The sequence below is a fragment of the Maricaulis sp. CAU 1757 genome, assembly GCF_054482675.1.
Map to the genome: position 1 here is coordinate 492,140 of NZ_JBTLRI010000001.1, position 20,765 is coordinate 512,904.

Annotated in this window: 19 protein-coding genes and 1 pseudogene; 5 read left to right on the forward strand and 15 right to left on the reverse strand. The window is 64.8% G+C overall.

The genetic code is table 11. The annotated features are described in order from the left end of the window. Nucleotides 1-26 precede the first annotated feature (26 nt). From ACXYMR_RS02285 to ACXYMR_RS02310, 6 genes are all read right to left on the reverse strand, one after another. Nucleotides 27-608 carry an LOG family protein gene (locus tag ACXYMR_RS02285; RefSeq protein WP_458941131.1) on the reverse strand — a complete coding sequence of 194 codons (582 nt, stop codon included), beginning with the start codon at nucleotides 606-608 and terminating at the stop codon, nucleotides 27-29. A 52-nt stretch (nucleotides 609-660) separates the two neighbouring features. Next, entirely contained in the window at nucleotides 661-1,008 is a 348-nt protein-coding gene (locus tag ACXYMR_RS02290) for an ArsC/Spx/MgsR family protein (protein ID WP_458941132.1), read from the reverse strand. A gap of 90 nt (nucleotides 1,009-1,098) precedes the next feature. Next, nucleotides 1,099-2,238 (reverse strand): flavodoxin-dependent (E)-4-hydroxy-3-methylbut-2-enyl-diphosphate synthase, encoded by a 1,140-nt coding sequence (gene ispG, locus ACXYMR_RS02295; protein ID WP_458941133.1) that lies wholly within the window; start codon nucleotides 2,236-2,238, stop codon nucleotides 1,099-1,101. Between the two features lie 111 nt (nucleotides 2,239-2,349). Further along, nucleotides 2,350-3,213, reverse strand: coding sequence for a helix-turn-helix domain-containing protein (locus ACXYMR_RS02300; protein ID WP_458941134.1), 864 nt, complete (start codon nucleotides 3,211-3,213; stop codon nucleotides 2,350-2,352). Nucleotides 3,214-3,295: 82 nt separating this feature from the next. Then, a complete protein-coding gene (gene ptsP, locus ACXYMR_RS02305; protein ID WP_458941135.1) occupies nucleotides 3,296-5,587 on the reverse strand; it encodes a phosphoenolpyruvate--protein phosphotransferase in 2,292 nt (763 codons plus the stop codon). A 2-nt stretch (nucleotides 5,588-5,589) separates the two neighbouring features. Further along, nucleotides 5,590-6,807: an aspartate kinase gene (locus ACXYMR_RS02310; RefSeq protein ID WP_458941136.1), complete on the reverse strand. Its 1,218-nt coding sequence runs from the start codon at nucleotides 6,805-6,807 to the stop codon at nucleotides 5,590-5,592. Nucleotides 6,808-6,998: 191 nt separating this feature from the next. Here ACXYMR_RS02310 and ubiG point away from each other — a divergent pair, with 191 nt between their 5' ends. Continuing rightward, entirely contained in the window at nucleotides 6,999-7,760 is a 762-nt protein-coding gene (ubiG, locus tag ACXYMR_RS02315) for a bifunctional 2-polyprenyl-6-hydroxyphenol methylase/3-demethylubiquinol 3-O-methyltransferase UbiG (protein ID WP_458941137.1), read from the forward strand. Between the two features lie 25 nt (nucleotides 7,761-7,785). Here the strand turns inward: ubiG and ACXYMR_RS02320 are convergent, their stop codons facing one another. The 4 genes from ACXYMR_RS02320 to ACXYMR_RS02335 are packed head-to-tail and all read right to left on the reverse strand — an operon-like array spanning nucleotide 7,786 to nucleotide 10,082. Beyond that, nucleotides 7,786-8,223 (reverse strand): DUF1178 family protein, encoded by a 438-nt coding sequence (locus ACXYMR_RS02320; RefSeq protein WP_458941138.1) that lies wholly within the window; start codon nucleotides 8,221-8,223, stop codon nucleotides 7,786-7,788. Then, entirely contained in the window at nucleotides 8,220-9,059 is an 840-nt protein-coding gene (locus tag ACXYMR_RS02325; RefSeq protein ID WP_458941139.1) for a carbon-nitrogen hydrolase family protein, read from the reverse strand. The genes ACXYMR_RS02320 and ACXYMR_RS02325 overlap by 4 nt, the downstream gene beginning before the upstream one ends. Then, the gene (gene grxC / locus ACXYMR_RS02330) at nucleotides 9,059-9,316 is read right to left on the reverse strand and encodes a glutaredoxin 3 (protein WP_458941140.1); all 258 of its coding nucleotides are present in this window, start codon (nucleotides 9,314-9,316) and stop codon (nucleotides 9,059-9,061) included. The genes ACXYMR_RS02325 and grxC overlap by 1 nt, the downstream gene beginning before the upstream one ends. A gap of 19 nt (nucleotides 9,317-9,335) precedes the next feature. Beyond that, nucleotides 9,336-10,082 (reverse strand): ComF family protein, encoded by a 747-nt coding sequence (locus ACXYMR_RS02335; protein WP_458941141.1) that lies wholly within the window; start codon nucleotides 10,080-10,082, stop codon nucleotides 9,336-9,338. 60 nt (nucleotides 10,083-10,142) lie between these two features. Here ACXYMR_RS02335 and ACXYMR_RS02340 point away from each other — a divergent pair, with 60 nt between their 5' ends. Further along, nucleotides 10,143-11,054 carry a methyltransferase domain-containing protein gene (locus ACXYMR_RS02340; RefSeq protein WP_458941142.1) on the forward strand — a complete coding sequence of 304 codons (912 nt, stop codon included), beginning with the start codon at nucleotides 10,143-10,145 and terminating at the stop codon, nucleotides 11,052-11,054. Here the strand turns inward: ACXYMR_RS02340 and ACXYMR_RS02345 are convergent. The 3 genes from ACXYMR_RS02345 to ACXYMR_RS02355 are packed head-to-tail and all read right to left on the reverse strand — an operon-like array spanning nucleotide 11,051 to nucleotide 12,630. Continuing rightward, nucleotides 11,051-11,209, reverse strand: a complete 159-nt coding sequence (locus ACXYMR_RS02345; RefSeq protein WP_458941143.1) for a Flp family type IVb pilin — start codon at nucleotides 11,207-11,209, stop codon at nucleotides 11,051-11,053. The two genes, ACXYMR_RS02340 and ACXYMR_RS02345, sit on opposite strands and share 4 nt — an antisense overlap. Continuing rightward, nucleotides 11,206-11,622 (reverse strand): 8-oxo-dGTP diphosphatase MutT, encoded by a 417-nt coding sequence (mutT, locus tag ACXYMR_RS02350; RefSeq protein ID WP_458941144.1) that lies wholly within the window; start codon nucleotides 11,620-11,622, stop codon nucleotides 11,206-11,208. Before mutT ends, ACXYMR_RS02345 begins: the two co-directional genes overlap by 4 nt. Nucleotides 11,623-11,667: 45 nt before the next feature. After that, nucleotides 11,668-12,630 carry a peptidylprolyl isomerase gene (locus ACXYMR_RS02355; RefSeq protein WP_458941145.1) on the reverse strand — a complete coding sequence of 321 codons (963 nt, stop codon included), beginning with the start codon at nucleotides 12,628-12,630 and terminating at the stop codon, nucleotides 11,668-11,670. A gap of 180 nt (nucleotides 12,631-12,810) precedes the next feature. Between ACXYMR_RS02355 and secA the strand changes: the two genes are divergently transcribed. From secA to ACXYMR_RS02370, 3 genes are all read left to right on the forward strand, one after another. Further along, nucleotides 12,811-15,687 (forward strand): preprotein translocase subunit SecA, encoded by a 2,877-nt coding sequence (gene secA, locus ACXYMR_RS02360; protein ID WP_458941146.1) that lies wholly within the window; start codon nucleotides 12,811-12,813, stop codon nucleotides 15,685-15,687. Between the two features lie 4 nt (nucleotides 15,688-15,691). Then, a complete protein-coding gene (locus ACXYMR_RS02365; protein WP_458941147.1) occupies nucleotides 15,692-16,159 on the forward strand; it encodes a GNAT family N-acetyltransferase in 468 nt (155 codons plus the stop codon). A 78-nt stretch (nucleotides 16,160-16,237) separates the two neighbouring features. Further along, nucleotides 16,238-18,967 (forward strand): M16 family metallopeptidase, encoded by a 2,730-nt coding sequence (locus ACXYMR_RS02370; RefSeq protein ID WP_458941148.1) that lies wholly within the window; start codon nucleotides 16,238-16,240, stop codon nucleotides 18,965-18,967. 405 nt (nucleotides 18,968-19,372) lie between these two features. Here the strand turns inward: ACXYMR_RS02370 and ACXYMR_RS02375 are convergent, their stop codons facing one another. Together ACXYMR_RS02375 and ACXYMR_RS02380 are read right to left on the reverse strand one after the other, a co-directional pair. Beyond that, entirely contained in the window at nucleotides 19,373-19,888 is a 516-nt protein-coding gene (locus tag ACXYMR_RS02375) for a hypothetical protein (protein ID WP_458941149.1), read from the reverse strand. A 530-nt stretch (nucleotides 19,889-20,418) separates the two neighbouring features. Then, nucleotides 20,419-20,765: pseudogene (locus ACXYMR_RS02380) on the reverse strand (acetyl-CoA carboxylase carboxyltransferase subunit alpha); the annotation flags it as partial.

Below are 20,765 nucleotides of genomic sequence, written 5' to 3' on the forward strand. Positions count from 1 at the left end.
CGGTCAAGCATGGCGGTCGCCCGGGATCAGGTCTGGCCGGTCTTGAGGCGGACATCGGCTGCCGGCGCCTCGTAACGGTGGAAGGCGTCCACCAGCTCGCCGATATCCTCCGACACGATCAGCGCCGAACGATGGTCCTCGGCGAGGAAGCCCTGGTCCGTCATCTTGTCCAGGAAGGCGACGAGCTCGTCGTAATACCCGCCGACATTGAGCAGTCCGACCGGGTGGCGATGCTGTCCGAGCTGGGCCCACGTCCACACCTCGAACATTTCCTCCATGGTACCGATGCCGCCCGGCAGCGCGATGAAGGCATCGGAATGCTCGACCATCATCGCCTTGCGGACGTGCATGGAGGGCACCACGTGCAGTGCAGTAAGCCCGGCATGCGCCACTTCCTTGAGCGCCAGGAATTCCGGGATGATGCCGGTCACCTTGCCACCGGCCGTCAGCGCGGCATCGGCCACTTCACCCATCAACCCGACCCGACCGCCGCCATAAACGGTCGTCAGGCCGTGTTCGGCGAGATAGATGCCGACCCGGCGAGCCGCCTCGACGAAGCGGGTGTCACGGCCCGGGTTCGAGCCGCAATAGACGCATATGGCCTTCATGTATCTGACCTGTTGTGAAGTGACTTCAGAAGCACCGGCACCCCGGTTTCGATCACAACGAAACGATGCGGTCCCGGATCTCGGAATTCCAGCCGATCTCCAAACCGCCAGGGGTCTCGATCACCGGCCGCTTGATCAGGGTCGGGTGAACGATGAGAAGGCCGGCCGGGTCATCATCGGCAAAACTGCGGTCCTCGGCCGAAAGATTGCGCCACGTGGCCGACCGCGTATTGACCAGCACGTCGCCACCGACCGCCTCGACCCAGACCGGCACCTTGGTGGCCCGGTCGGCTTCCTCGCGGATGTCGACAAACGTGTAGGTAACGTCAGCGGAAGCGAGGTCGCGCATCGCTCGGCGACACGTGTCACAGTTCTTCAAACCGTAGACAAACACTGACATCCCCGTTCCGCAGAATCATCCTTCCGAACCGGAAGTGTGACGCTTCCGTGAGAAAACTCAAGGGACCACAATCTGTGATTGGTCGTCCACTCAGGCGGCAGCCTCATCCTCGCGGCTGCGCCGCAATTCTTCTGCCCGCGCCTCCACCATCTCGACGATATGGTCGACCATCTGTTCATTGGACACGTTATGGTCGGGTCGGCCGGAGACATACATCTTGCCGCGGCCCGCGCCTCCGCCGGTAAAACCGAGATCGGTCATCAGGGCTTCACCCGGCCCGTTCACCACACAACCGATGATCGACAGTGATATCGGCTCGGAGATATGCGCCAGACGCGCCTCGAGGGTTTCCACCGTCCGGATGACGTCAAACCCCTGCCGCGCGCACGAGGGGCAGGCAATGATATTCACCCCGCGCGTGCGCAGGCCGAGCGATTTGAGAATGTCGAAGCCGACCCGGACTTCCTCTTCCGGCTCCGCCGACAGCGAAACCCGGATGGTATCGCCGATCCCGGCCCACAGCAGGGACCCGATGCCGATCGAGGACTTGACCGTGCCGATCCGCGTCCCGCCTGCCTCGGTCACGCCGAGATGCAGCGGCGCATCGGTCGCCTCGGACAGAGCCTGGTAGGCCGCCACGGTCAGAAAGGCGTCGGACGCCTTCACCGAAATCTTGTAATTGCGGAAATCCAGGTCTTCCAGGATGCGCGCATGGTCCAGGGCGCTCTCCACCATCGCTTCCGGGCACGGCTCGCCGTATTTCTCCAGAAGGTGGCGCTCGAGCGAGCCGGCATTGACGCCGATACGGATGGCGCAACCATTATTGCGGGCCGCCTGCACGACGTCGCGCACCCGGTCCATGGAGCCGATATTGCCCGGATTGATGCGCAGGCACGCGGCGCCGGCCTCCGCCGCCTCGATCCCGCGCTTGTAGTGGAAATGAATGTCGGCAATCAGCGGCACGCTGGCGGCCCGCGCGATGTCGCGAAACGCCGCGGTCGAATCCTCGTCCGGGCAAGACACACGGACCAGGTCCGCGCCGGCTTCCTCGCAGCGCCGGATTTGCGAGATCGTGGCGTTGGCGTCGGCGGTCGGCGTATTGGTCATGGTCTGGACGCTGATCGGCGCATCACCGCCAATTTCCAGATTGCCGACCATGATCTTGCGGCTCTTGCGCCGCTCGATCATGCGCCAGGGGCGCACGCTGCGCGGATCATTGGATTGTGTCATGACTGGTGTTCGCTCGTCCGTGTCCGGGGACCTGATATAGCGACAATGCGGCGAGGATACGACCCGCTTCAGCGGACCATTCGCCACACCTGACCGCCCCCTGGGGGCCCGCTATTGTGGCTGCACTTCGGGCGCATTGCCAAGCTGGGTTGCTTCCAGCTGGGCCAGAACTTCAAGATTCTCCACGGCCACCCCGATATTACCGAGCGGGCCGACCTCGGCCCCATCCTGCTCGATCAGGATGGCACCGGCATTGGCCGCGGACACGGTCAGCCCCGGCTCGCGCATGCGGTAGGTCTCGCCCCCTTCGAGACGGCGCGAGAACAGGATGCGCCCGGATGCATCACGCACTTCCAGCCAGGTCGGAGACAGGGCGCGCAACACGACGCTGGGATCCTCGGGATCTTCGCCGAGCGGGACATCCCGCCAGATCTGCTCGATCGCCGGTGCCGGACGCGAGGTGTCGAAATCGGCGCGCGCCCATTCCGGTGCCGCATCGGGCGGCGACGGGAGGTTGCCGATACTGGCACCTCCGGTCTGCTCGGAATACCACCAGGCAGCACCGGCCACGACTGCGAGGATGGCCACGGCACCAAACACGCCCTTGGGCAGTTTGATCGGCTCGCGGGTCTTGGCCGCAGCCGTCGGCTGGGCCCGTCCGGTCTCGGTATCGACCTCGCGCTTAAACTGTTCGACGACGCCACCCGGGTCGAGCGACAGGAAGTGGGCATAGGTCCGCAGATATCCAATCGCATAGGCCCGGGCCGGCAGGCCGCGCGGGTCCATGGTCTCCAGCGCTTCCAGGTAGTCGGCGCGGATACGGGTCTGTTTGGAGGCCTGTTCGAGGGTCAGGTTCAGGCGTTTGCGAGCGTCCAGCAGACGGTCCCCCGCCGACATCGGCGCATATCCGACACCGTCATCACGGTACACGGCGTCCACTGGCACGAAGCCCGCACGCATTTCTTCACCCGACATGATACTCGACGCTCTCACTGCTAGGAGCGATCAAACTCTAGACGCATCCTGGCGTTCATTGTCCCACCGCACGCCTATAAGATCAAATCCCTCTTTGCGATTCAACAGCCTCGCGGGGCAACCCGGCCTCCTCTCCCGCTTCCAGGAGGAGGGGGCGAAGACTGTCCACCCGGCTGCGGCGGTGACTCGCAAGCCAAGTGCCAAGACGCTCTGCATCGAGGCCGGAAATCAGTTTCTTGATCGGCCCGATATTGCCCGCCGCCATGGAAAGGCTTTGATAACCAAGCCCGATCAGCACCGCAGCCTCCAACGGCTTGGCCGCGATCTCGCCGCAAACCGAGACTGGGGTCTGGTACTTGTCGCAGACTTCCTGGATCGATTTCAGCAAGTCGAGTGCCTGTGGCGACAACACATCGTACCGATCCGAGACACGCGCATTCTGACGGTCTGCCGCGAAGAAGTACTGCATGAGGTCGTTGGCGCCGACCGAGACGAAATCCACTTCCTCGATGACGTGTTCGAGCGCCCAGGCCATGCCCGGGGTTTCCAGCATGATGCCGACCCGGACCTCGGACGGCACCACATGGCCGGCCCGGCGGGCATGCTCCAGCTCCCGGTCCAGCATGCCGCGCGCGGCCCGCATTTCCCACGGCGCCGCGATCATCGGGAACATGACATGCAATGCACGCCCCTCGGCCGCCAGGATCAGGGCGCGCAGCTGATAGCGCAGCAGACCCGGACGATCGAGCCCCATGCGAATAGCCCGCCACCCCAGCGCCGGATTGGGCTCCACGCTTGACGGTGCGAACGGCGCCACCTTGTCGCCGCCGAGATCCAGGGTCCGGAAGACCACCGGCTTGGGCCCGGCAGCATCGAGCACGGACTTGTACACCTTCGCCTGTTCCGACAACCGCGGCAGCGTGTCGGCGACCATGAACTGGAACTCGGTCCGGAACAGGCCCACGCCGTCGGCGCCCAGCTCGTCCAGGGCCATCAGTTCGATCAGCAATCCGGCATTCATGTGCACCCCGATGGTGCGCCCGTCCGCTGTCTTCGCCGGTCCGCGCAGCTCGGCATAGGCCAGGCGCTTCTCGGACAGGGCCTGCATGCGGCTTTCATAGGTATCGATAACGTCCTGCGGGGGACGGATGTGAAGCAGGCCGAACTCGCCGTCGACGATCACCGTGTCGCCGTTTTCTGCCCGGTCCAGCGCCCCCTCGAGCAGACCGACCAGCGGAATACCGAGTGCCTTGGCGACGATCACCGCATGCGACGAGGCCGAACCTTCCTCAAGGGCGATGCCGCGCAGCTTCTCGCGATCGAAATCGAGCAGTTCGGCCGGCCCGATATTGCGCGCGATGATGATGGCATCGTCCGGCAGGGTGTCATGCGACGTGCCGCCATTGAGGTGGCGCAGGAGCCGGTTGGCCAGGTCCTCGAGGTCATGCAGCCGGTCGCGGAAAGTCGGGTCCGCCGCCTTCATCAGCCGGGCCCGGTTCTCGTTACGCACCCGCTCGACCGCCGCTTCAGCGGTCAGGCCCTGGCGCACCGCGTCGCGCAGGCGCTCGAGCCAGCCACGGTCATGGGCGAACATGCGATAGGCCTGCAGCACGTCCCGGGTCGGCCCGCCGAACGGCACCCGGCCACTGTCGAGCATGGCGTCGATCGAGTCTCGCAGGGCGTCGATGGCGACATCAAGCCGGTCTTCCTCGGCCTGCGGATCGTCGGCGATCAGGCGCGTCGATTCGACATGCGGCTCGAACAGGACCGCGACCCCGCAGGCCAGCCCGCCCGAAAAGGCTCCGCCCTGGAAACGCTCCGGTTTTGACTGACGGACGTCGAGACCTGCCATTGCCTCGGAATCGGCAATGTCACCGGAGGCAATGATCTCGGCCAGGATCATCGCGACCGTCTGCAGGGTCTCGATCTCGTCGGCTGCGACATTGCGCTCGACCGCAGTCTGCGCCGTCAGCACGCCCACCATGCGGCCACCGCGCAGGATCGGCACGCCGACGAAGGTGTTGAACGGCTCCTCGCCGGTTTCCGGCTTGTAGATGAAGGCCGGGTGGGTATTGGCATTGGATGTGGCCAGCGGCCGGGCCCGGCGGGCGACCAGGCCGACCAGCCCCTCGCCCGGCTTCAGGCTGACCGAGTGGACCGCCTCCTTCTTCAAGCCGAAGGTGGCGCACAGCTCCAGTGCGCCGCTGCGCCGCGTCAGGTAGATCGAACAGACATCCCAGCCCGCCTCGTCGGCGATCATCGCCGTCAGGTGATCCAGACGCGCCTGTGCATTCTCCTGCACAGCCATCAGCTTGCGCATCCGCTTGAGCAGAAGGCGCGGGTCGCGAACTGGTCCGGTCTTCAAGTCATCCATGCCTATACCTGGTCCAATCCATAGGCCGCGTGCAGCGCCTGCACGGCACGCTCGACCGCATCATTCTCGATCAACGCCGAGATCTTGATTTCCGACGTTGCCAGCACCTTTACCGCAATCCCGTGCCTGCCGAGAACGGAAAACAGGGAGCGCGCCACGTCGGCCCGCTGACGCAGGCCGGCGCCGACCACGGAGACCTTGGCCAGGCCGGTTTCCGAGTTGATCTCGACATCCTCCATCGCGCCGCGCAAGACCTTGAGCGCCCGCTCCAGGTCGCGATGGGCAACGGAGAACTCGATATTGACCCGCGACGTCGCCGCCGCATGCGCCTGCACGATCATGTCGACGCCGATCTCGGCCTCGGCCAGCAGGGCGAAAGTGCGCGCGGCCATGTCGGACCGATTCGACGCCCCCAGCAGGGCGATGCGCGCCTGGTCACGGGCATAGGCCACACCGGACACGATCCGCCGCTCGGCGATATCACGCTCACCGACAATATCCGTGCCGCGGCTCGTCCCGGCCTGCTTGAACGATGACAGGACACGCATCGGCACACCGCGCGCCTTGGCAAATTCAACCGACCGCGTCTGCAGCACCTTGGCACCCTGAGCCGCCAGTTCGAGCATCTCGTCGTGACTGATGGCATCGAGACGATGCGCCTCCGGCACGATCCGAGGGTCGGTGGTGAACACGCCGTCCACGTCGGTATATATATCACACCGCGCCTTGAGAGCGGCCGCGAGCGCGGCCGCCGACAGGTCCGTGCCACCGCGCCCCAGCGTGCGCACATCTCCGCTCTCGGTAATGCCCTGAAACCCGGCCAGAACCGGGATTTCGCCGGCATCCATCACCGCTTCCAGGGCGGACACATCCATGCCGGCGATACGGGACCCGCCCGGCGGGCCGTCGGTGATCACGGGAAGCTGCCAGCCCAGGAAGGAACGGGCCTTGAGACCCCGTTCGCGCAGGGCCAGGGCCATCAGAGCCGAGGAGACCTGTTCGCCAGCGGCCAGGGCCACATCGGTTTCACGATCGCCAAGGCCGGTTCCGAAGGCATCGGTCAGCCCGAGCAGGCGATCGGTTTCACCTGCCATGGCCGAGACCACCACCGCCATTGTCTCACCCCTGGTGGCCGCGTCGGCGACGAGACCGGCCGCGTGGCGGATGCGTTCGATCGATCCGACCGACGTCCCCCCGAATTTCGCCACAACCCGCGTCATACACTCTCCCTCGGACCCGAACCTCAACGTTTCAGTGTTTGAAACGTTTCCCCGGGCTCGATATGAGGTGCAGCCCGCGCCATATTGATAGCAGGACGGTTCGCCGCGCCGCTGGATAAGTAATCGGGCGGCCCTAGAATCGCAATGTTCGTACGCAATCAGCGCGCCCTTCGCGCACCAGGAGAACCATCATGGCTGAGCCGTCAGGTCCGCAGACCCTGTCCCGCCCCTCCATCGATCCAGAAGAGGTCGAGAAGTTCTCCCGTATCGCCGCCGAATGGTGGGATCCGGATTCCAAGTTCAAGCCGCTGCACAAGTTCAACCCCGTCCGCCTCGGCTTCATCCGTGATACGCTTTGCAGTCATTTCGGCCGCAGCGGCGACCGTCCGCTGGAGGGCCTCCGCCTGCTCGATATCGGCTGCGGCGGTGGACTGGTGGCCGAGCCCATGGCCCGCCTGGGAGCGCAAGTGACCGGTGTCGACGCCGCCGAGGCCAACATCAAGACCGCCAGCGTGCATGCCCGCGAGAACGGGCTGGACATCGACTATCGCCACGGCGTTGCCGAACAGCTGCTGGAAGCCGACGAAGCGCGGTTCGACGTGGTCCTCAACCTGGAAGTCGTGGAACATGTCGCCAATCCGCATACTTTCCTGGTCGATTGCGCCCAACTGCTCCGGCCCGGCGGCATCATGATCTGCGCCACCATCAACCGCACGCCACAGGCTTTTGCCGTCGCCATCATCGGAGCCGAATGGGTGCTGGGCTGGCTGCCGCGCGGGACGCACCGCTTCCACAAGCTGGTCAAGCCGCAGCAGATCCGCCAGGGCCTGGTGGAAGGCGGGCTCGACGTCCAGGACCCGGTCGGCGTGTCCTACAACCCGCTCGACGACCAGTTCTCGCTCAGCTCGGACAGCTCGGTGAATTACATGATGGTGGCGACCAAGCCGGGCTAGGTTGGCATGACCCGCGCCGGCAGCCTCAGTTGAGCTTCTTGGCAACGCGCGGAACGAGCATGTCAGGCAGCGGCGCGACCGGCAGTTCGTCGCGGACCAGGGCCGCATGCTCTTCCGCCGTCGTTTCGCCATACACCGGCCGTGACGGCTTCTCGTCGGCGTGCATGGCCCTCACCTCATCGGCAAAGGCCGGGCCGACATAGTCGAAATTGTCGCGAATGTGATCCCGCAGCTGCCCGGCAAGCTCGGCCAGCCGCTGTTCGGGCCGGACATTCCCGGCCGGAGCGGCCCGACCGCGCCCCTTGGCGATGTTCGGCGCCATCAGGGCCTTGCGAATGTCCACGTCAGCGCAATGCGGGCATTCCACGAGCCCCCGGTCGACCTGATCGTCGAACGCGTCCGAGCTGGAGAACCACGCCTCGAAATCGTGGTCATGGGAACACAGCAGGGCATATTTGATCATGCCGGCTCTCCGACCCGGGGACCTTCCAGCTTGCGGTCATGCTGCAGCGCCGGGATGCGTCGACGCGCCTCCTCGACCTTGCGCACATCAATCTCGGCCATCAGCAGACCCGGCTCGTCATGGTCCAGCCGCGCCACGACCTCGCCCCAGGGGCCGACGACCATGGAATGGCCCCAGGTCCGCCGCCCGTCGGCGTGCAGGCCACCCTGGGCTGGCGCAATCACATAGCTGCCGGTTTCAATGGCGCGGGCCCGCAACAGAACCTCCCAGTGCGCGCGGCCGGTCGGCCGCGTAAAGGCGGCAGGCACGGCGAGCACATTCGCGCCAGCCTGCGCCAGACGCCTGTACAGGTAGGCAAAGCGGAGGTCGTAACAGATCGACAGACCGAGCCGCAGGCCCGCCGTGTCAGCCAGGCTGAGCTCATCGCCAGGCTGGTAGTTCGCGCTCTCGCAATAGGTCTCACCCTGCCCCAGCCCGACATCGAACATGTGGGCCTTGTCATAGGTCGCCAGGGTCTTGCCGGAAGCATCAAACAGGAAGCTCCGATTGACGCCCCGGCCGGATTTCAGGCGCTGAGCCAAGGAGCCGACCAGCAGGGTGATGCCCAGCTCCTTGGCCAGGGCAGCCAAGCGGTCCACCGCCGGATCGGCATCGGCCGACGGCATGGCTGCCAGGGCGGATTCCGCATCCTTCTGCACCAGATTGGTGGTTTCCGGTGTCGCGACCAGCTGGGCACCCTGCGCCGCCGCGTCGCGGATCATGCGCACGGCGTCATCGATATTGGACCGAGGGTCGACCCCGGACCGCATCTGGACGAGGGCGAGGCGCACACTCATCAGGCTGCCAGCATCTGGTCCAGCTTGCCGGAACGCTCCAGCGCCATCAGCTCGTCGCTGCCACCGACGTGTTCGTCACCGACAAACACTTGCGGGAAGGTCCGTCCGCCATTGGAGCGCTGCACCATCTCCTCCCGCTTGGCCTTGTCAAAGCCGGCATCGATCTCGGTGAAATCCACACCCTTGTTCTTGAGAAGGGAAATGGCACGGGCGCAGTAGCCGCACATCGGTCGGGTATAAATGGTAACGCTTTTCATCCGGAACTCCTTTGCCCTACTAGATAGTCAAATCGGTCTCGCGCACAACTCGGCACAGCGTGATCACGTGCACCTGCGCAGCGCCGGCCCGCTTCAGGGTTCGGGCGCAGGCATTGACCGTCGCGCCCGTTGTCAGCACATCGTCCACCAGCACGAGCGTACGCCCACGAACCGCATTCACCTGGGTAACGTGGAACGCCCCGGCGACGTTCCGCCGCCGCAAGCCCGCACTGCGCCCCGCTTGGCTCGGCGTCGACTTGCGCCTTGCCAGCCAGTGCGCCTGCATCGGACAGCCCGAACTTGCTGCCAGGGCCGAGGCAAGAAGAGCCGACTGGTTGTAGCGCCGCGACCACAGGCGACGCCAGTGCAGCGGTACGGGTACCAGGGCGTCCGCACCGTTCAGGACATCAGCCCCAGCCGACCGCATCCAGCCGGCAAACCGGGCAATCATCTCCCGCTGTCCGCCATGCTTGAAGGCCAGAACGAGATGTCGCGAGCCGTTATTGTAGACGAGGGCGGCCCGGGCCCGCTGGTAAACCGGAGGCTTGGCAATGCAGCCGGCGCACTCCGCGATCGGGTTGTCGGGCCGGCCTGCCTCGTACGGGAAGGGCCGCCCGCAGCGCTGGCACAATGGCGCGGCGATGAAGTCGAGCCGCTTCCAGGCCGCCGGTGATAGGTGACCGCAACGATCCACCGATTGCTGCGTCACCGGACATTGCGGCGGCCAGACGAGGTCGGCAGATCGACGGCCGGCACGTGCGAGCATCCGCCGCAGCGATGAGCTCGCCCCCTTTCCTTGGCGCCGGGTCAGGGGCATATCCACGACATGAGCCAAGACCAACCGCCTCTCCTGTTTGATCGCCAGCTGCTGCGTCAGCGCCGTCGCCGGGCGATGACGGGGATCGAAGACTACAACTTTCTCGCAGAGCGTGCATTCGATGACGTTTGCGACCGTGTGGACAGCATCACCCGCGATTTCCCGACAGCCCTGATTGTCGGCGGCGGTCCCGGCCGCCTGGAGCAGTGGGCCACACATCCGGCGGCACGGAAGACCGGCCAGGTCATGCAGGCAGACCTGGCCCGGCCGGGGGCCACATCACCGGGCCTTGTCGTTGCTGACGAGGAGTCCCTGCCGTTCGCGGACGAAAGCCTCGACCTGGTCATGGCTCCCTGGGGCCTGCACTGGACCAATGACCTTCCCGGCGTGCTGATCCAGATCAACCGCGCCCTCAAGCCTGACGGCTTTTTCGCCTGCGCCCTGCCCGGAGGGGCCACGCTGACCGAGTTGCGGCAGTCCCTGATGGCAGCGGAAACCGAGATCAAGGGCGGGGTCAGCCCGCGGGTCTCCCCCTTCGCCGGAACCTTCGACATGGCGGCCCTGCTGCAACGCGCCGGTTTCGCCATGCCGGTCGCCGACATCGACCGCGTCACGGTGCGCTACGACAACGCCTTCGCCCTGTTGAGGGATCTGCGGGGCATGGGCGAGACTTCAATACTCTCGAACCGGTCGCGAACGCCTGCAACGCGCAGTCTGTTCAACCGCATGGCAGAAATCTATGCCGACCGCTTCGCCGATCCCGACGGACGTGTCCGCGCGAGTTTCGAGATCGTGCATGCCGGTGGCTGGGCCCCCCACCCCGACCAGCCCAAGCCCAAACGACCGGGGTCGGCCACGCATAGGCTCGCCGATGCGCTGGGCGTGCAGGAAACATCGCTGGGCGAAAAGGCCGGGCGCTAGAACGCCTCGCCGGACTGGGACAGCATGTCGGCCACGAGCGGGCCGATGACCATGAGGGCGCCGATCGCGGCAATGGATACGACAACGGCGATGAATGAATACTCTATCGCCGTCGCGCCACCCTCATGACGCAGGAATTCCTGCAACTTGCTCATAGCCTGTCCCTCAATTCTGCGGCCAGGGGCAGGTCGGCAGCCGGCATCGCGTAATCGCGCAACCGCTCCTTGCGGACCCAGGCAATCTCCTGGCCTTCGGTGGGGTGCGGGAAACCGTCCCAGGTGCGGCACAGGAAGAGCGGCATGACGATGTGGAAGTCGTCATAAGGGTGCGACACGAAGGCAAAGGGATGCAGGCACCGTTCACACGGCTCCACACTCAGCTCTTCCCGCAATTCGCGCACCACAGCTTGCTCCGGCGTTTCACCCGGCTCGATCTTGCCACCGGGGAATTCCCACAGGCCCGCCATCGGTTTCCCTTCCGGCCGCCTGGCGATCAGGATGCGTCCATCGGCATCGAGCAGGGCGCAGGCGGCAACGTAAAGCACCGGTTTGGGGCCAATACCCGTCATGCTGGCACAACTCCTTTAAAATTTGGTTCAAACCCGCGGCGAGGCCTAGTCATCGCCCGGGTCCGTACCGGCCGGGTCGCCACCGGCATCGGCGGCGCCATCCTCCGGTCCTGCGTCGTCCGCCTGTGTCTGGACAAGGACGTCCATGTCCGCCCGCTCGATCTCGGCCGAGGCCCGCAACCCGTCGATCAAAGCCTCCAGCTGGTCGAAGGTGTAGAAGCGCACGATGTTGGCGCGCAGCGATTCCAGCGAAGGCGGTGGCTGCCGCCGCGTATCCTCGACCTTCAGAATGTGCCAGCCGAACTCGGTGCGGAACGGCTCCGAGATCGCCCCGACGGGTGTGTTGAAAGCCACTGCGCCGAATGCCGGCAGTACACCTCCGGACGTGAAGTAGCCCAGATCCCCGCCTTCCAGGCGTGTGGCCTGGTCCTGGCTCATGGCGACGGCCAGCTCATTGAAGTCGCGCCCCTCGGCGAGCAGCTCGGCGATCGCGTCCGCCTCCTCCCGGGTATCCACCAGAATGTGCCGGGCACGCACTTCCTCGCCCAGAGGGATCAGCCGGACCTGTTCCTGATAGATGCGTTGTACCGTCTCCTCGGTGACCGCATCGGCCAGCGCCGTTTCCACCAGCACATTGCCGAGAATGCGTTCCTGGGCGAGGGCCAGGCGTCGCTGGGCTTCCTCGGACTGGTGCAGGCCGCGACGGCGGGCTTCGAGCGCCAGGAGGCGCTGGTCGATCAGTTGCTCCAGCAGCTCGGCGAACCGGTCGCTGCCCGGCTCCGGCGGACTTTCACCTGTCTCCTCGGCCTGCGCCAGCGCCTCGCGCTCGACATCCGAGCGGCGGATCACGGTACCGTCGACACGGGCGAGGACGGGGTCGGCGTCGTCGGGAGACAGCACAGTCCCACGCGGTTGCTCGTGGTCGAGACTGCGCCGCGGCTCGGGGCCGCAGCTGGCTAGGGCGAGTACGGCCAGGCAGGCGAGGCCGGATTTGGCAATGGGTGACACGCGCGCCATCCTTTGAAAAACAGTAGTCCTGACGGCCTCAGCCGCGCGGCTTGATTGACACGTCCCAGCCCCATCCTTAAGTCAGCCAGACGTTTCAATGCAATGCTGGCGTCCTCGGCGAACGGACGAACATTCGAGCGCCGGTCGCCGGTACTCGCACAGTTCGCAAAGCCAGAACACATGCTGTCCATTGCCCGCAAGTTATTCGGTACCGAAAACGATCGCACGATCCGGCGTTTGCGCCCCCTGGTCGAAAAGATCAATGGCCTCGAACCGGAGTTCGAAAAACTCTCCGACGACGCCCTGAAAGCCAAGACCGGGGAATTCCGCGACCGGCTGGACAAGGGGGAGAAGCTCGACGCGCTGCTGCCCGAGGCCTTCGCCGCGGTCCGCGAGGCCGCCCGCCGGGCCCTTGGCCTGCGCCCTTACGATGTCCAGCTCATGGGCGGCATCGTCCTGCACCAGGGCTCGATCGCCGAGATGAAGACCGGCGAGGGCAAGACCCTGGTCGCCACCCTGCCCTGCTATCTCAACGCCCTGCCCCGCAAGGGCGTGCACGTGGTCACGGTCAATGACTACCTGGCCACGCGCGACGCCGAGTGGATGGGCAAGGTGTTCGCCCAGCTCGGCATGACCACCGGCGTCATCGCCCACGGCATGAATGACGGCGAACGCCGGGCCGCCTACGCCTGCGACGTCACCTACGCCACCAATAACGAGCTGGGCTTCGACTACCTCCGCGACAACATGAAATACACCGTCGACGAGATGGTGCAGCGCGGCCACGGCTTCGCCATCGTCGACGAGGTCGACTCGATCCTGATCGACGAGGCGCGTACGCCGCTGATCATTTCCGGCCGCACCGAGGACCGGACCGAATTCTACAAGACCATCGACAAGCTGATCCCCCTGCTCGGCGAGGAATGCTACGAGATCGACGAGAAGGCCCGCTCCATCCTGCTCACTGAAGAGGGCAATGAGGAAATCGAGCGCCTGCTGCGAGAGCACGACCTGCTGAAGGAAGAGGGTGACCTGTACGACGTCGAAAACGTCTCCGTGGTCCACCACGTCAACCAGGCGCTCAAGGCGCACAAGGTCTTCGTCAAGGACAAGGACTACATCATCAAGGACAATGCGGTTGTCCTGGTCGACGAGTTCACCGGCCGCATGATGCCGGGCCGCCGCCTGTCCGATGGCCTGCACCAGGCCATCGAGGCCAAGGAAGGCACCGATATCCAGCCGGAGAACCAGACCCTCGCCTCGGTCACCTTCCAGAATTATTTCCGCCTCTACGACAAGCTGGCCGGCATGACCGGCACGGCCCTCACCGAGGCCGACGAATTCCACTCGATCTACGGTCTCGGCGTGGTCGAGGTCCCGACCAACCGCCCGATCGCCCGCATCGACGACGAGGACGAGGTCTACCGGACCCTGGCGGAAAAATACGCCGCCATCATCGACGAAATCGTCGACTGCCAGAAGCGAGGCCAGCCGGTGCTCGTCGGCACCGCCTCGATCGAGAAGTCGGAAATCATCTCCCAGCTGATGACCGACAAGACCGTATTCAAGAAGACGCTCGGCCATCTCTATCCCAAGGACGAGGCGTCCAAGGCCGAGTTCGAGAAATCCGCACGGCCCGTTGAGCACACGCTCAAGGAAATGCTCAAGCTCCTGCCGATCGAGCACAAGGTGCTCAATGCGCGCTACCACGAGCAGGAAGCCGGCATCATCGCCCAGGCCGGCGTGCCGGGTGCCGTGACCATCGCCACCAACATGGCCGGCCGCGGTACCGACATCCAGCTCGGCGGCAATCTGGACATGCGCTTCGCGGAATGGCTCGAAGCCCAGAAGGCGGCCGGCAAGGAGCCGACGCAGACCGAGATCGACCGCGAGATGGACGCCATCAAGGCCGATATCGCCGAGAAGAAGCGCCAGGCGCTGGAGGCCGGCGGCCTCTACGTGCTGGCCACCGAGCGCCATGAAAGCCGCCGCATCGACAACCAGCTGCGCGGCCGGACCGGACGCCAGGGCGATCCGGGCCGCTCGAAATTCTACATCTCCGTGCAGGATGACCTGCTGCGCATCTTCGCGCCGGAACGCCTCGACTCCATCATGCGCACCCTGGGCATGAAGGAAGGCGAAGCCATCCAGCACCCGTGGATGTCCAAGGCACTCGAGACCTCGCAGAAGAAGGTCGAACAACGCAATTTCGACATCCGCAAGAACGTCCTCAAATACGACGACGTGATGAACGACCAGCGCAAGGCGATCTTCGAGCAGCGCATCGATTTCATGACCGCCGCCGACGTCTCCGACGTCATCAAGGACATGCGCTACCAGACCGCCGAGGATCTGGTCGAGACCCATATTCCGCCCAAGGCCTATGCCGACCAGTGGGACGTCGAGGGCCTCAAGGAAGAGATCAAGAAGACCTTCGCGCTCGACCTGCCGGTTGACGAGTGGGCCCGGGAAGAGGGCATTGCCGACGAGGAAATCCTCGAGCGTATCTCCGATGCCGCCGACCGTGCCTATGCCGAGAAAGCCGCCAATGCCGGGCCCGATCTGATGCGCCGCATCGAGAAGTCGATCCTGCTCCAGGCCATCGACATCAACTGGCGAGAGCACCTGCAGAACCTCGACGCCATGCGCTCGATGATCGGCCTGCGCTCCTACGCCCAGCGCAATCCGCTCAACGAGTTCAAGACCGAGGCCTTCAACCTGTTTGAACGGATGATGGACAATCTGCGCGGCGAGGTGACCCGCCAGCTGATGATGATCCGCTTCGAGCGTCCGCCGGCCCCGCCAGAGACACCGGAGATGACGGAAACCCACATCGACCCGCGCACCGGCCGCAACGAGATGGACGGGCCGACCGGTGAACCGGTGTCCGCCCGCATCGCCCCGACCCAGCGCCGCACTTCGACCCCGCGTGACCCCAACCGTCCGGAGACCTGGGGCCGGGTGGCACGTAACGAGGCCTGCCCGTGTGGGTCCGGCAAGAAGTTCAAGCATTGCCACGGCCTCGTCGGCGGCACCACCGACACCTTCACGGTCTGACATCGTGGCCCAGGTCCGTCTTCGTCCGGCCCGCGCCGGAGAGGAGGCGGACCTGTCCCGCCTGTGCCTCAAGTCCAAAGCCTATTGGGGCTATGACCCGGCTTTCATGGCCGCCGTCTCGCCCTATCTGAAAGTCAGCCCAGAGGCCATCCAGGCCGGCCACACCACCGTTGCCGAGGATGCCGACGGGCAATTGGTCGGTGTGGCCCAGATCGCCCCGGATGGTCCGGGCGGCACGCTCGACCTGCTCTTTGTCTCTCCCGAGGCAATCGGCACAGGTGCCGGTCGGGACCTGTTCGAGCACGCCAAGACACAATTGCGCGCCCTCGGCCATACGACCATGACCATCCTGTCCGACCCCTATGCCGAACCCGCCTATCTGCACATGGGCGCCCGCCGCGTCGAGATGCGCCCGTCCGACGTCTTCCCGGGCCGCGAACTGCCCTGGCTGGAAGTCGACCTCGGATTGTGAACTCAAGTTAAGGTCGCAAGCATTGCCCGCCCCCAGATCGCCCTATTTAATGCCGGGCAACTAAACGGGGAGGACCTCATGATCCGGACTTTCATGGCCGTTGCGGCCACTTTCGCGCTCGTCGCGACAACGGCACCGGCCCAGGTGCCCGACATCGACATTCCCTACGAGAGCTTCACGCTCGACAATGGCCTGACCGTCATTGTCCACGAGGACCGCAAGGCGCCGATCGTCGCCGTCAGCGTCTGGTATGGCGTCGGCTCGGCCGACGAACCGGCCGGACGCACCGGCTTCGCCCACCTGTTCGAGCACCTGATGTTCAATGGCTCGGAGAATTTTGACGAGGATTACTTCGGGCCGTTCGAGGATGTCGGTGCCACCGGCATGAACGGCACGACCTGGTTCGACCGCACCAACTACTTCCAGACCGTCCCCACCCCGGCGCTTGAAATGGCCCTGTGGATGGAATCCGATCGCATGACCCACCTCCTCGGGGCGATCACCCAGGACAAGCTCGACGAACAGCGCGGCGTGGTCCAGAACGAGAAGCGCCAGGGTGACAACCAGCCCTACGGACTGGTCAATTACGCCCAGCTGCGCGCCCTGTTCCCGGAAGGCCACCCCTACGCCCACTCCACCATAGGCTCGATGGAAGATCTCAACGCCGCCTCGCTTGAGGACGTACAGGAATGGTTCCGCCAGTATTACGGCGCCTCCAACGCCATCCTCGTCCTGGCCGGTGACATCGATGCCGAGACCGCCCGGCCGCTGGTCGAGCGCTATTTCAACGACGCCCCGGTGGGTCCGCCGATCAGCCGCATCCAGAACTGGGTCCCGGAACGGGAATACGACACCGCCGAGGTCATGTTCGACGAAGTGCCGCAGCCGCGCATCTACCGGACCTGGGTGGTGCCGGGCCGGACCACGCAGGAGCGGGCCGAGCTGGAACTCTTCGCTACCGCGCTGGGCGGCGGCCGGACCTCGCGCCTGTACCGCGAATTCGTCTATGACAGCCAGGTCGCGACCAGCGCCTACGCCTATGTCCAGGAACACCAGCTGGCCAGCTTCTTCGAAGTCGTGCTGACGCTGACCCCGGACGCCGATATCGACGCCGCCACCGCCCGTCTCGACGAGATCATCGCCGAGATGCTGGCCGAGGGTCCGACCGAGGACGAGCTGACCGCGGTGCAGACCCGCATCAATGCCGGCAGCATTCGCGGTCTGGAACAGATTGGTGGTTTCTCCGGCAAGGCCGTGACCCTGGCCCAGGGCCAGCTCTACGCCGACGATCCGGGCTTCTGGCGCACCTATCTGGAACGCGTCAATGCCGCCACGCCGGAAGCCGTCTTGGCCACCGCCCGGGAATGGCTGAACACCGGCTACCACCAGATCACCGTCCTGCCCTTCGGCGAGATGGCGAGCCAGGAGACCGACGCCGACCGCTCGGCCCTGCCGGTCGTCGCCTCGACGCCGGACCTCGACTGGCCGCAGGTCGAGACGACCACCCTGTCGAACGGCATGGACCTGGTCTTCGTGCGCCGTGACGCCGTCCCGGTGGTGCAGGTCCAGATGGTCTTCGATGCCGGCTATGCTGCGGATTCCGTCGACGGCGGGAAGCCCGGCCTGGCCAGCTTCACCATGGACATGCTGGACGAGGGCGCCGGCGACATGGACGCGCTGGAAATCGCCGCCGAGGCCGAGCGCTTGGGCGCCCAGCTGTCCACCGGCACCTCGCTCGACCAGTCCTTCGTCACACTGTCAGCCCTGCGCACCCAGCTGCGCGACTCGCTCGACCTGATGGCCGAAGTGATCACCGATCCGAGCTTCGACAGCGGCGACCTCGAGCGCCTGCGCCAGATGCGCCTCAACGCCATCGAGCAGGAAATGGCCCAGCCGGTCAGCCTCGGCCTGCGCCTGCTGCCGCCGGAAATGTACGGCGAAGGCCATGCCTACAGCGTGCCCTTCACCGGCTCCGGCCATCCCGACGCGGTGACTAGCTTCACCGTCGACGACCTGCAGGCCCACCGCGACGCCTGGCTGCGTCCGGACAATGCCACCCTGTTCGTGGTCGGAGACACCTCGCTGGACGAGATCGAGGGCATGCTCGAGCGGGCCTTCCGCGGCTGGCGGGCCCCGTCCAGCCCGGTGCCGCAGAAGAACCTCGCCCAGGCCAGCAATGCCGGCCAGCCGCGAGTCATCCTGGTCGACCGCCCCAACTCGCCGCAGAGCGTCATCCTGGCCGGCCGCATCGGCCCGGAAGGCCGCGTCGAGAACAATGAGGCGATCACCGCGATGAATGACGCGCTGGGCGGCCAGTTCTCGGCCCGCGTCAACATGAACCTGCGCGAAGACAAGGGCTGGGCCTATGGCGCCTATACCTTCCTCTCGGGCGCCCGTGGCCAGCGGCCGTGGATCGTCTATGCGCCGGTGCAGACCGACCGCACCGCCGACTCGGTGACCGAACTCCTCAACGAGTTCGCCGGCATCACCGGCGATGAACCGGTTACCGCCGAGGAGCTGCAGCGTGCCATCAACAACAATGTGCGCGCCCTGCCGGGCCAGTTCGAGACCGCCAGCGCGGTCCGCTCCAGCCTCGTCTCGAGCCACAATCTCGGCCGCGACTGGGACTATCCGGCGACCCTCAAGGACCGCTTCGAGGGCCTCACCCTCGACGAGGTCCGCGGCGTCACCGACACCCTGGTCCGCCCGAATGAGCTGGTCTGGGTCATCGTCGGCGACCTCGCCGAAATCGAGGCCCCCATCCGGGCCCTCAACATCGGCGAAGTGGAAGTCCGCACCCTCGATTAGGGCGCTTACTGACACAACGAGCCAGGAGAAGGGCGGGCACCCAGGTGTCCGCCCTTTTTGCTGCGTGCGGGCTGACGCCAACCCCGCTTCCGGGCGACTCCCGCCGACACAAAAAAGCGGACGCATCAGCGCCCGCACCTGCCCATTCATCTCTTTCTGAGGCCCGCTGGCCACCACGAGGTCAATGGTCATTTCCGCGCCCGGCGCAAGGAAAACATTCCTTCTCCTCGACCGGTGAGTCGGTCGCGGAGAGGGAAGAGAAGCGCCCGCTAGGCGGGCCATGTGGGCTCTAGTAGGAAACAACCGGCGTCGGAACTTCACGACCTTTCGTGGCGACCTAGATAGCGGGGCAATCGAGACAGTTTGGATGGCTGCGGGCGTTCAATCATGTCTCTCCCAATTATCTCAAGTTTCAAGGTGCTCCACATCACAATCCGAAATTTGAATACTCACCCCCTCACGCTCAACATGGCAGACGAAACCTCTACCGGAAACCAAGCGGTAAACATATAAAGCCTCACCAGAGTTCTTTAACAATGAAAATCCACCCAATCCGATTGTTTCATCGTATGAATATAAGAACAGATCATTCCGGCACTGTGAATATATGTAAATAACACCAACATCGAACTCATGACCTATGTCGCGAGAAAGCGAGAATGTACATCCATCAACCTGCCAACTTTCATCCGGGCTGAGAATTTCATGAGGCAGCGCAAAGGTGATCGGCCCTTGGAGGCACAAGGCTAACCCAGTCTCTTCAGAGCAGTCGCGCGCAACCATCGAAAGGTCGTCATATCGAGAGAACTTGCCGTTCAGTACGACGCTTCCGGCGTGACCAGGAAAAACCTCCCTGTATTCTGTCCACGCGCTTTTAGGTGAGCAGGCCGTGAAGACCAATCCAAGAACGGGAACCATCACGTTTAGCACTCTCATTGACCACCTCCGAAAGGCCGACGTTAAGCCGGGACAGCACAATTTCCCAACCAACCATAGCGCCCCGAGGCGGTGTGTCAGTGGTGTCCATTCCGATCGTATCCGCTCCCCCAAATCCCGTCATCCCACGGTCCCTGCGCCAGCCGGGATCCGGGGGACCTCACCCAACCGGCCCGCCGCAGACACCTCGCTCTACCCGCATCCTTGGTGGCTGGGGTCCCCCGGATGCCGCTGCGCGGCCCCGTGGGATGACGCGGGAGAGACGCGTTTCGTCTGCAATCCTCCCGGCGCTTCTCCAACACACAAAGCGCCAATCCGTGCCCCCGCCAAAACCCTCATTCGATCCTCCTACATCTGCCGACTCTGCCCGATACTCCCCCCGGACAGACCCCCGGCGGATTTTTTCCCGCGAAAAAATCACAAGCCCCTGAAATCCCGACACATCACGCACAAAAAAACGGGGATAAAAATTTTTTCATCCCCGTTTTCCGTGATCGTCGCTGGAAGGCCCCTGCCTATTTCAGCTCCGGCATCGTCCGCCCGATGGCCAGGAAGCGCTCGCGGCGTTGCTTCTTGAGCTCGGCCGGCGACATCTTCTCCAGCTGGCTGAGCTGTGTCTCGATGGCATTGCCGACCGCCTTCATGGTCACGGCGGGAGCACGGTGGGCACCGCCCAGCGGCTCCTTGATGATCTCGTCGACGATCTTCATGGCCAGGAGGTCCGGCGCCGTGATCTTCATGGCGATCGCGGCGTCGCGGGCCCTTGCGGAGTCCTTCCACAGGATCGAGGCACAGCCTTCCGGCGAGATCACCGAATAGATCGAATGCTCGAGGATCATCACCTTGTTGGGGGGGGGGGGGG

Excerpts from the sequence above, each read along its gene's own strand:
- ACXYMR_RS02285 (WP_458941131.1), bottom strand. The coding sequence starts at position 608 with ATGAAGGCCATATGCGTCTATTGCGGCTCGAACCCGGGCCGTGACACC.
- ACXYMR_RS02290 (WP_458941132.1), bottom strand. The coding sequence starts at position 1,008 with ATGTCAGTGTTTGTCTACGGTTTGAAGAACTGTGACACGTGTCGCCGA.
- ispG (WP_458941133.1), bottom strand. The coding sequence starts at position 2,238 with ATGACACAATCCAATGATCCGCGCAGCGTGCGCCCCTGGCGCATGATC.
- ACXYMR_RS02300 (WP_458941134.1), bottom strand. The coding sequence starts at position 3,213 with ATGTCGGGTGAAGAAATGCGTGCGGGCTTCGTGCCAGTGGACGCCGTG.
- ptsP (WP_458941135.1), bottom strand. The coding sequence starts at position 5,587 with ATGGATGACTTGAAGACCGGACCAGTTCGCGACCCGCGCCTTCTGCTC.
- ACXYMR_RS02310 (WP_458941136.1), bottom strand. The coding sequence starts at position 6,807 with ATGACGCGGGTTGTGGCGAAATTCGGGGGGACGTCGGTCGGATCGATC.
- ubiG (WP_458941137.1), top strand. The coding sequence starts at position 6,999 with ATGGCTGAGCCGTCAGGTCCGCAGACCCTGTCCCGCCCCTCCATCGAT.
- ACXYMR_RS02320 (WP_458941138.1), bottom strand. The coding sequence starts at position 8,223 with ATGATCAAATATGCCCTGCTGTGTTCCCATGACCACGATTTCGAGGCG.
- ACXYMR_RS02325 (WP_458941139.1), bottom strand. The coding sequence starts at position 9,059 with ATGAGTGTGCGCCTCGCCCTCGTCCAGATGCGGTCCGGGGTCGACCCT.
- grxC (WP_458941140.1), bottom strand. The coding sequence starts at position 9,316 with ATGAAAAGCGTTACCATTTATACCCGACCGATGTGCGGCTACTGCGCC.
- ACXYMR_RS02335 (WP_458941141.1), bottom strand. The coding sequence starts at position 10,082 with ATGCTCGCACGTGCCGGCCGTCGATCTGCCGACCTCGTCTGGCCGCCG.
- ACXYMR_RS02340 (WP_458941142.1), top strand. The coding sequence starts at position 10,143 with ATGAGCCAAGACCAACCGCCTCTCCTGTTTGATCGCCAGCTGCTGCGT.
- ACXYMR_RS02345 (WP_458941143.1), bottom strand. The coding sequence starts at position 11,209 with ATGAGCAAGTTGCAGGAATTCCTGCGTCATGAGGGTGGCGCGACGGCG.
- mutT (WP_458941144.1), bottom strand. The coding sequence starts at position 11,622 with ATGACGGGTATTGGCCCCAAACCGGTGCTTTACGTTGCCGCCTGCGCC.
- secA (WP_458941146.1), top strand. The coding sequence starts at position 12,811 with ATGCTGTCCATTGCCCGCAAGTTATTCGGTACCGAAAACGATCGCACG.
- ACXYMR_RS02370 (WP_458941148.1), top strand. The coding sequence starts at position 16,238 with ATGATCCGGACTTTCATGGCCGTTGCGGCCACTTTCGCGCTCGTCGCG.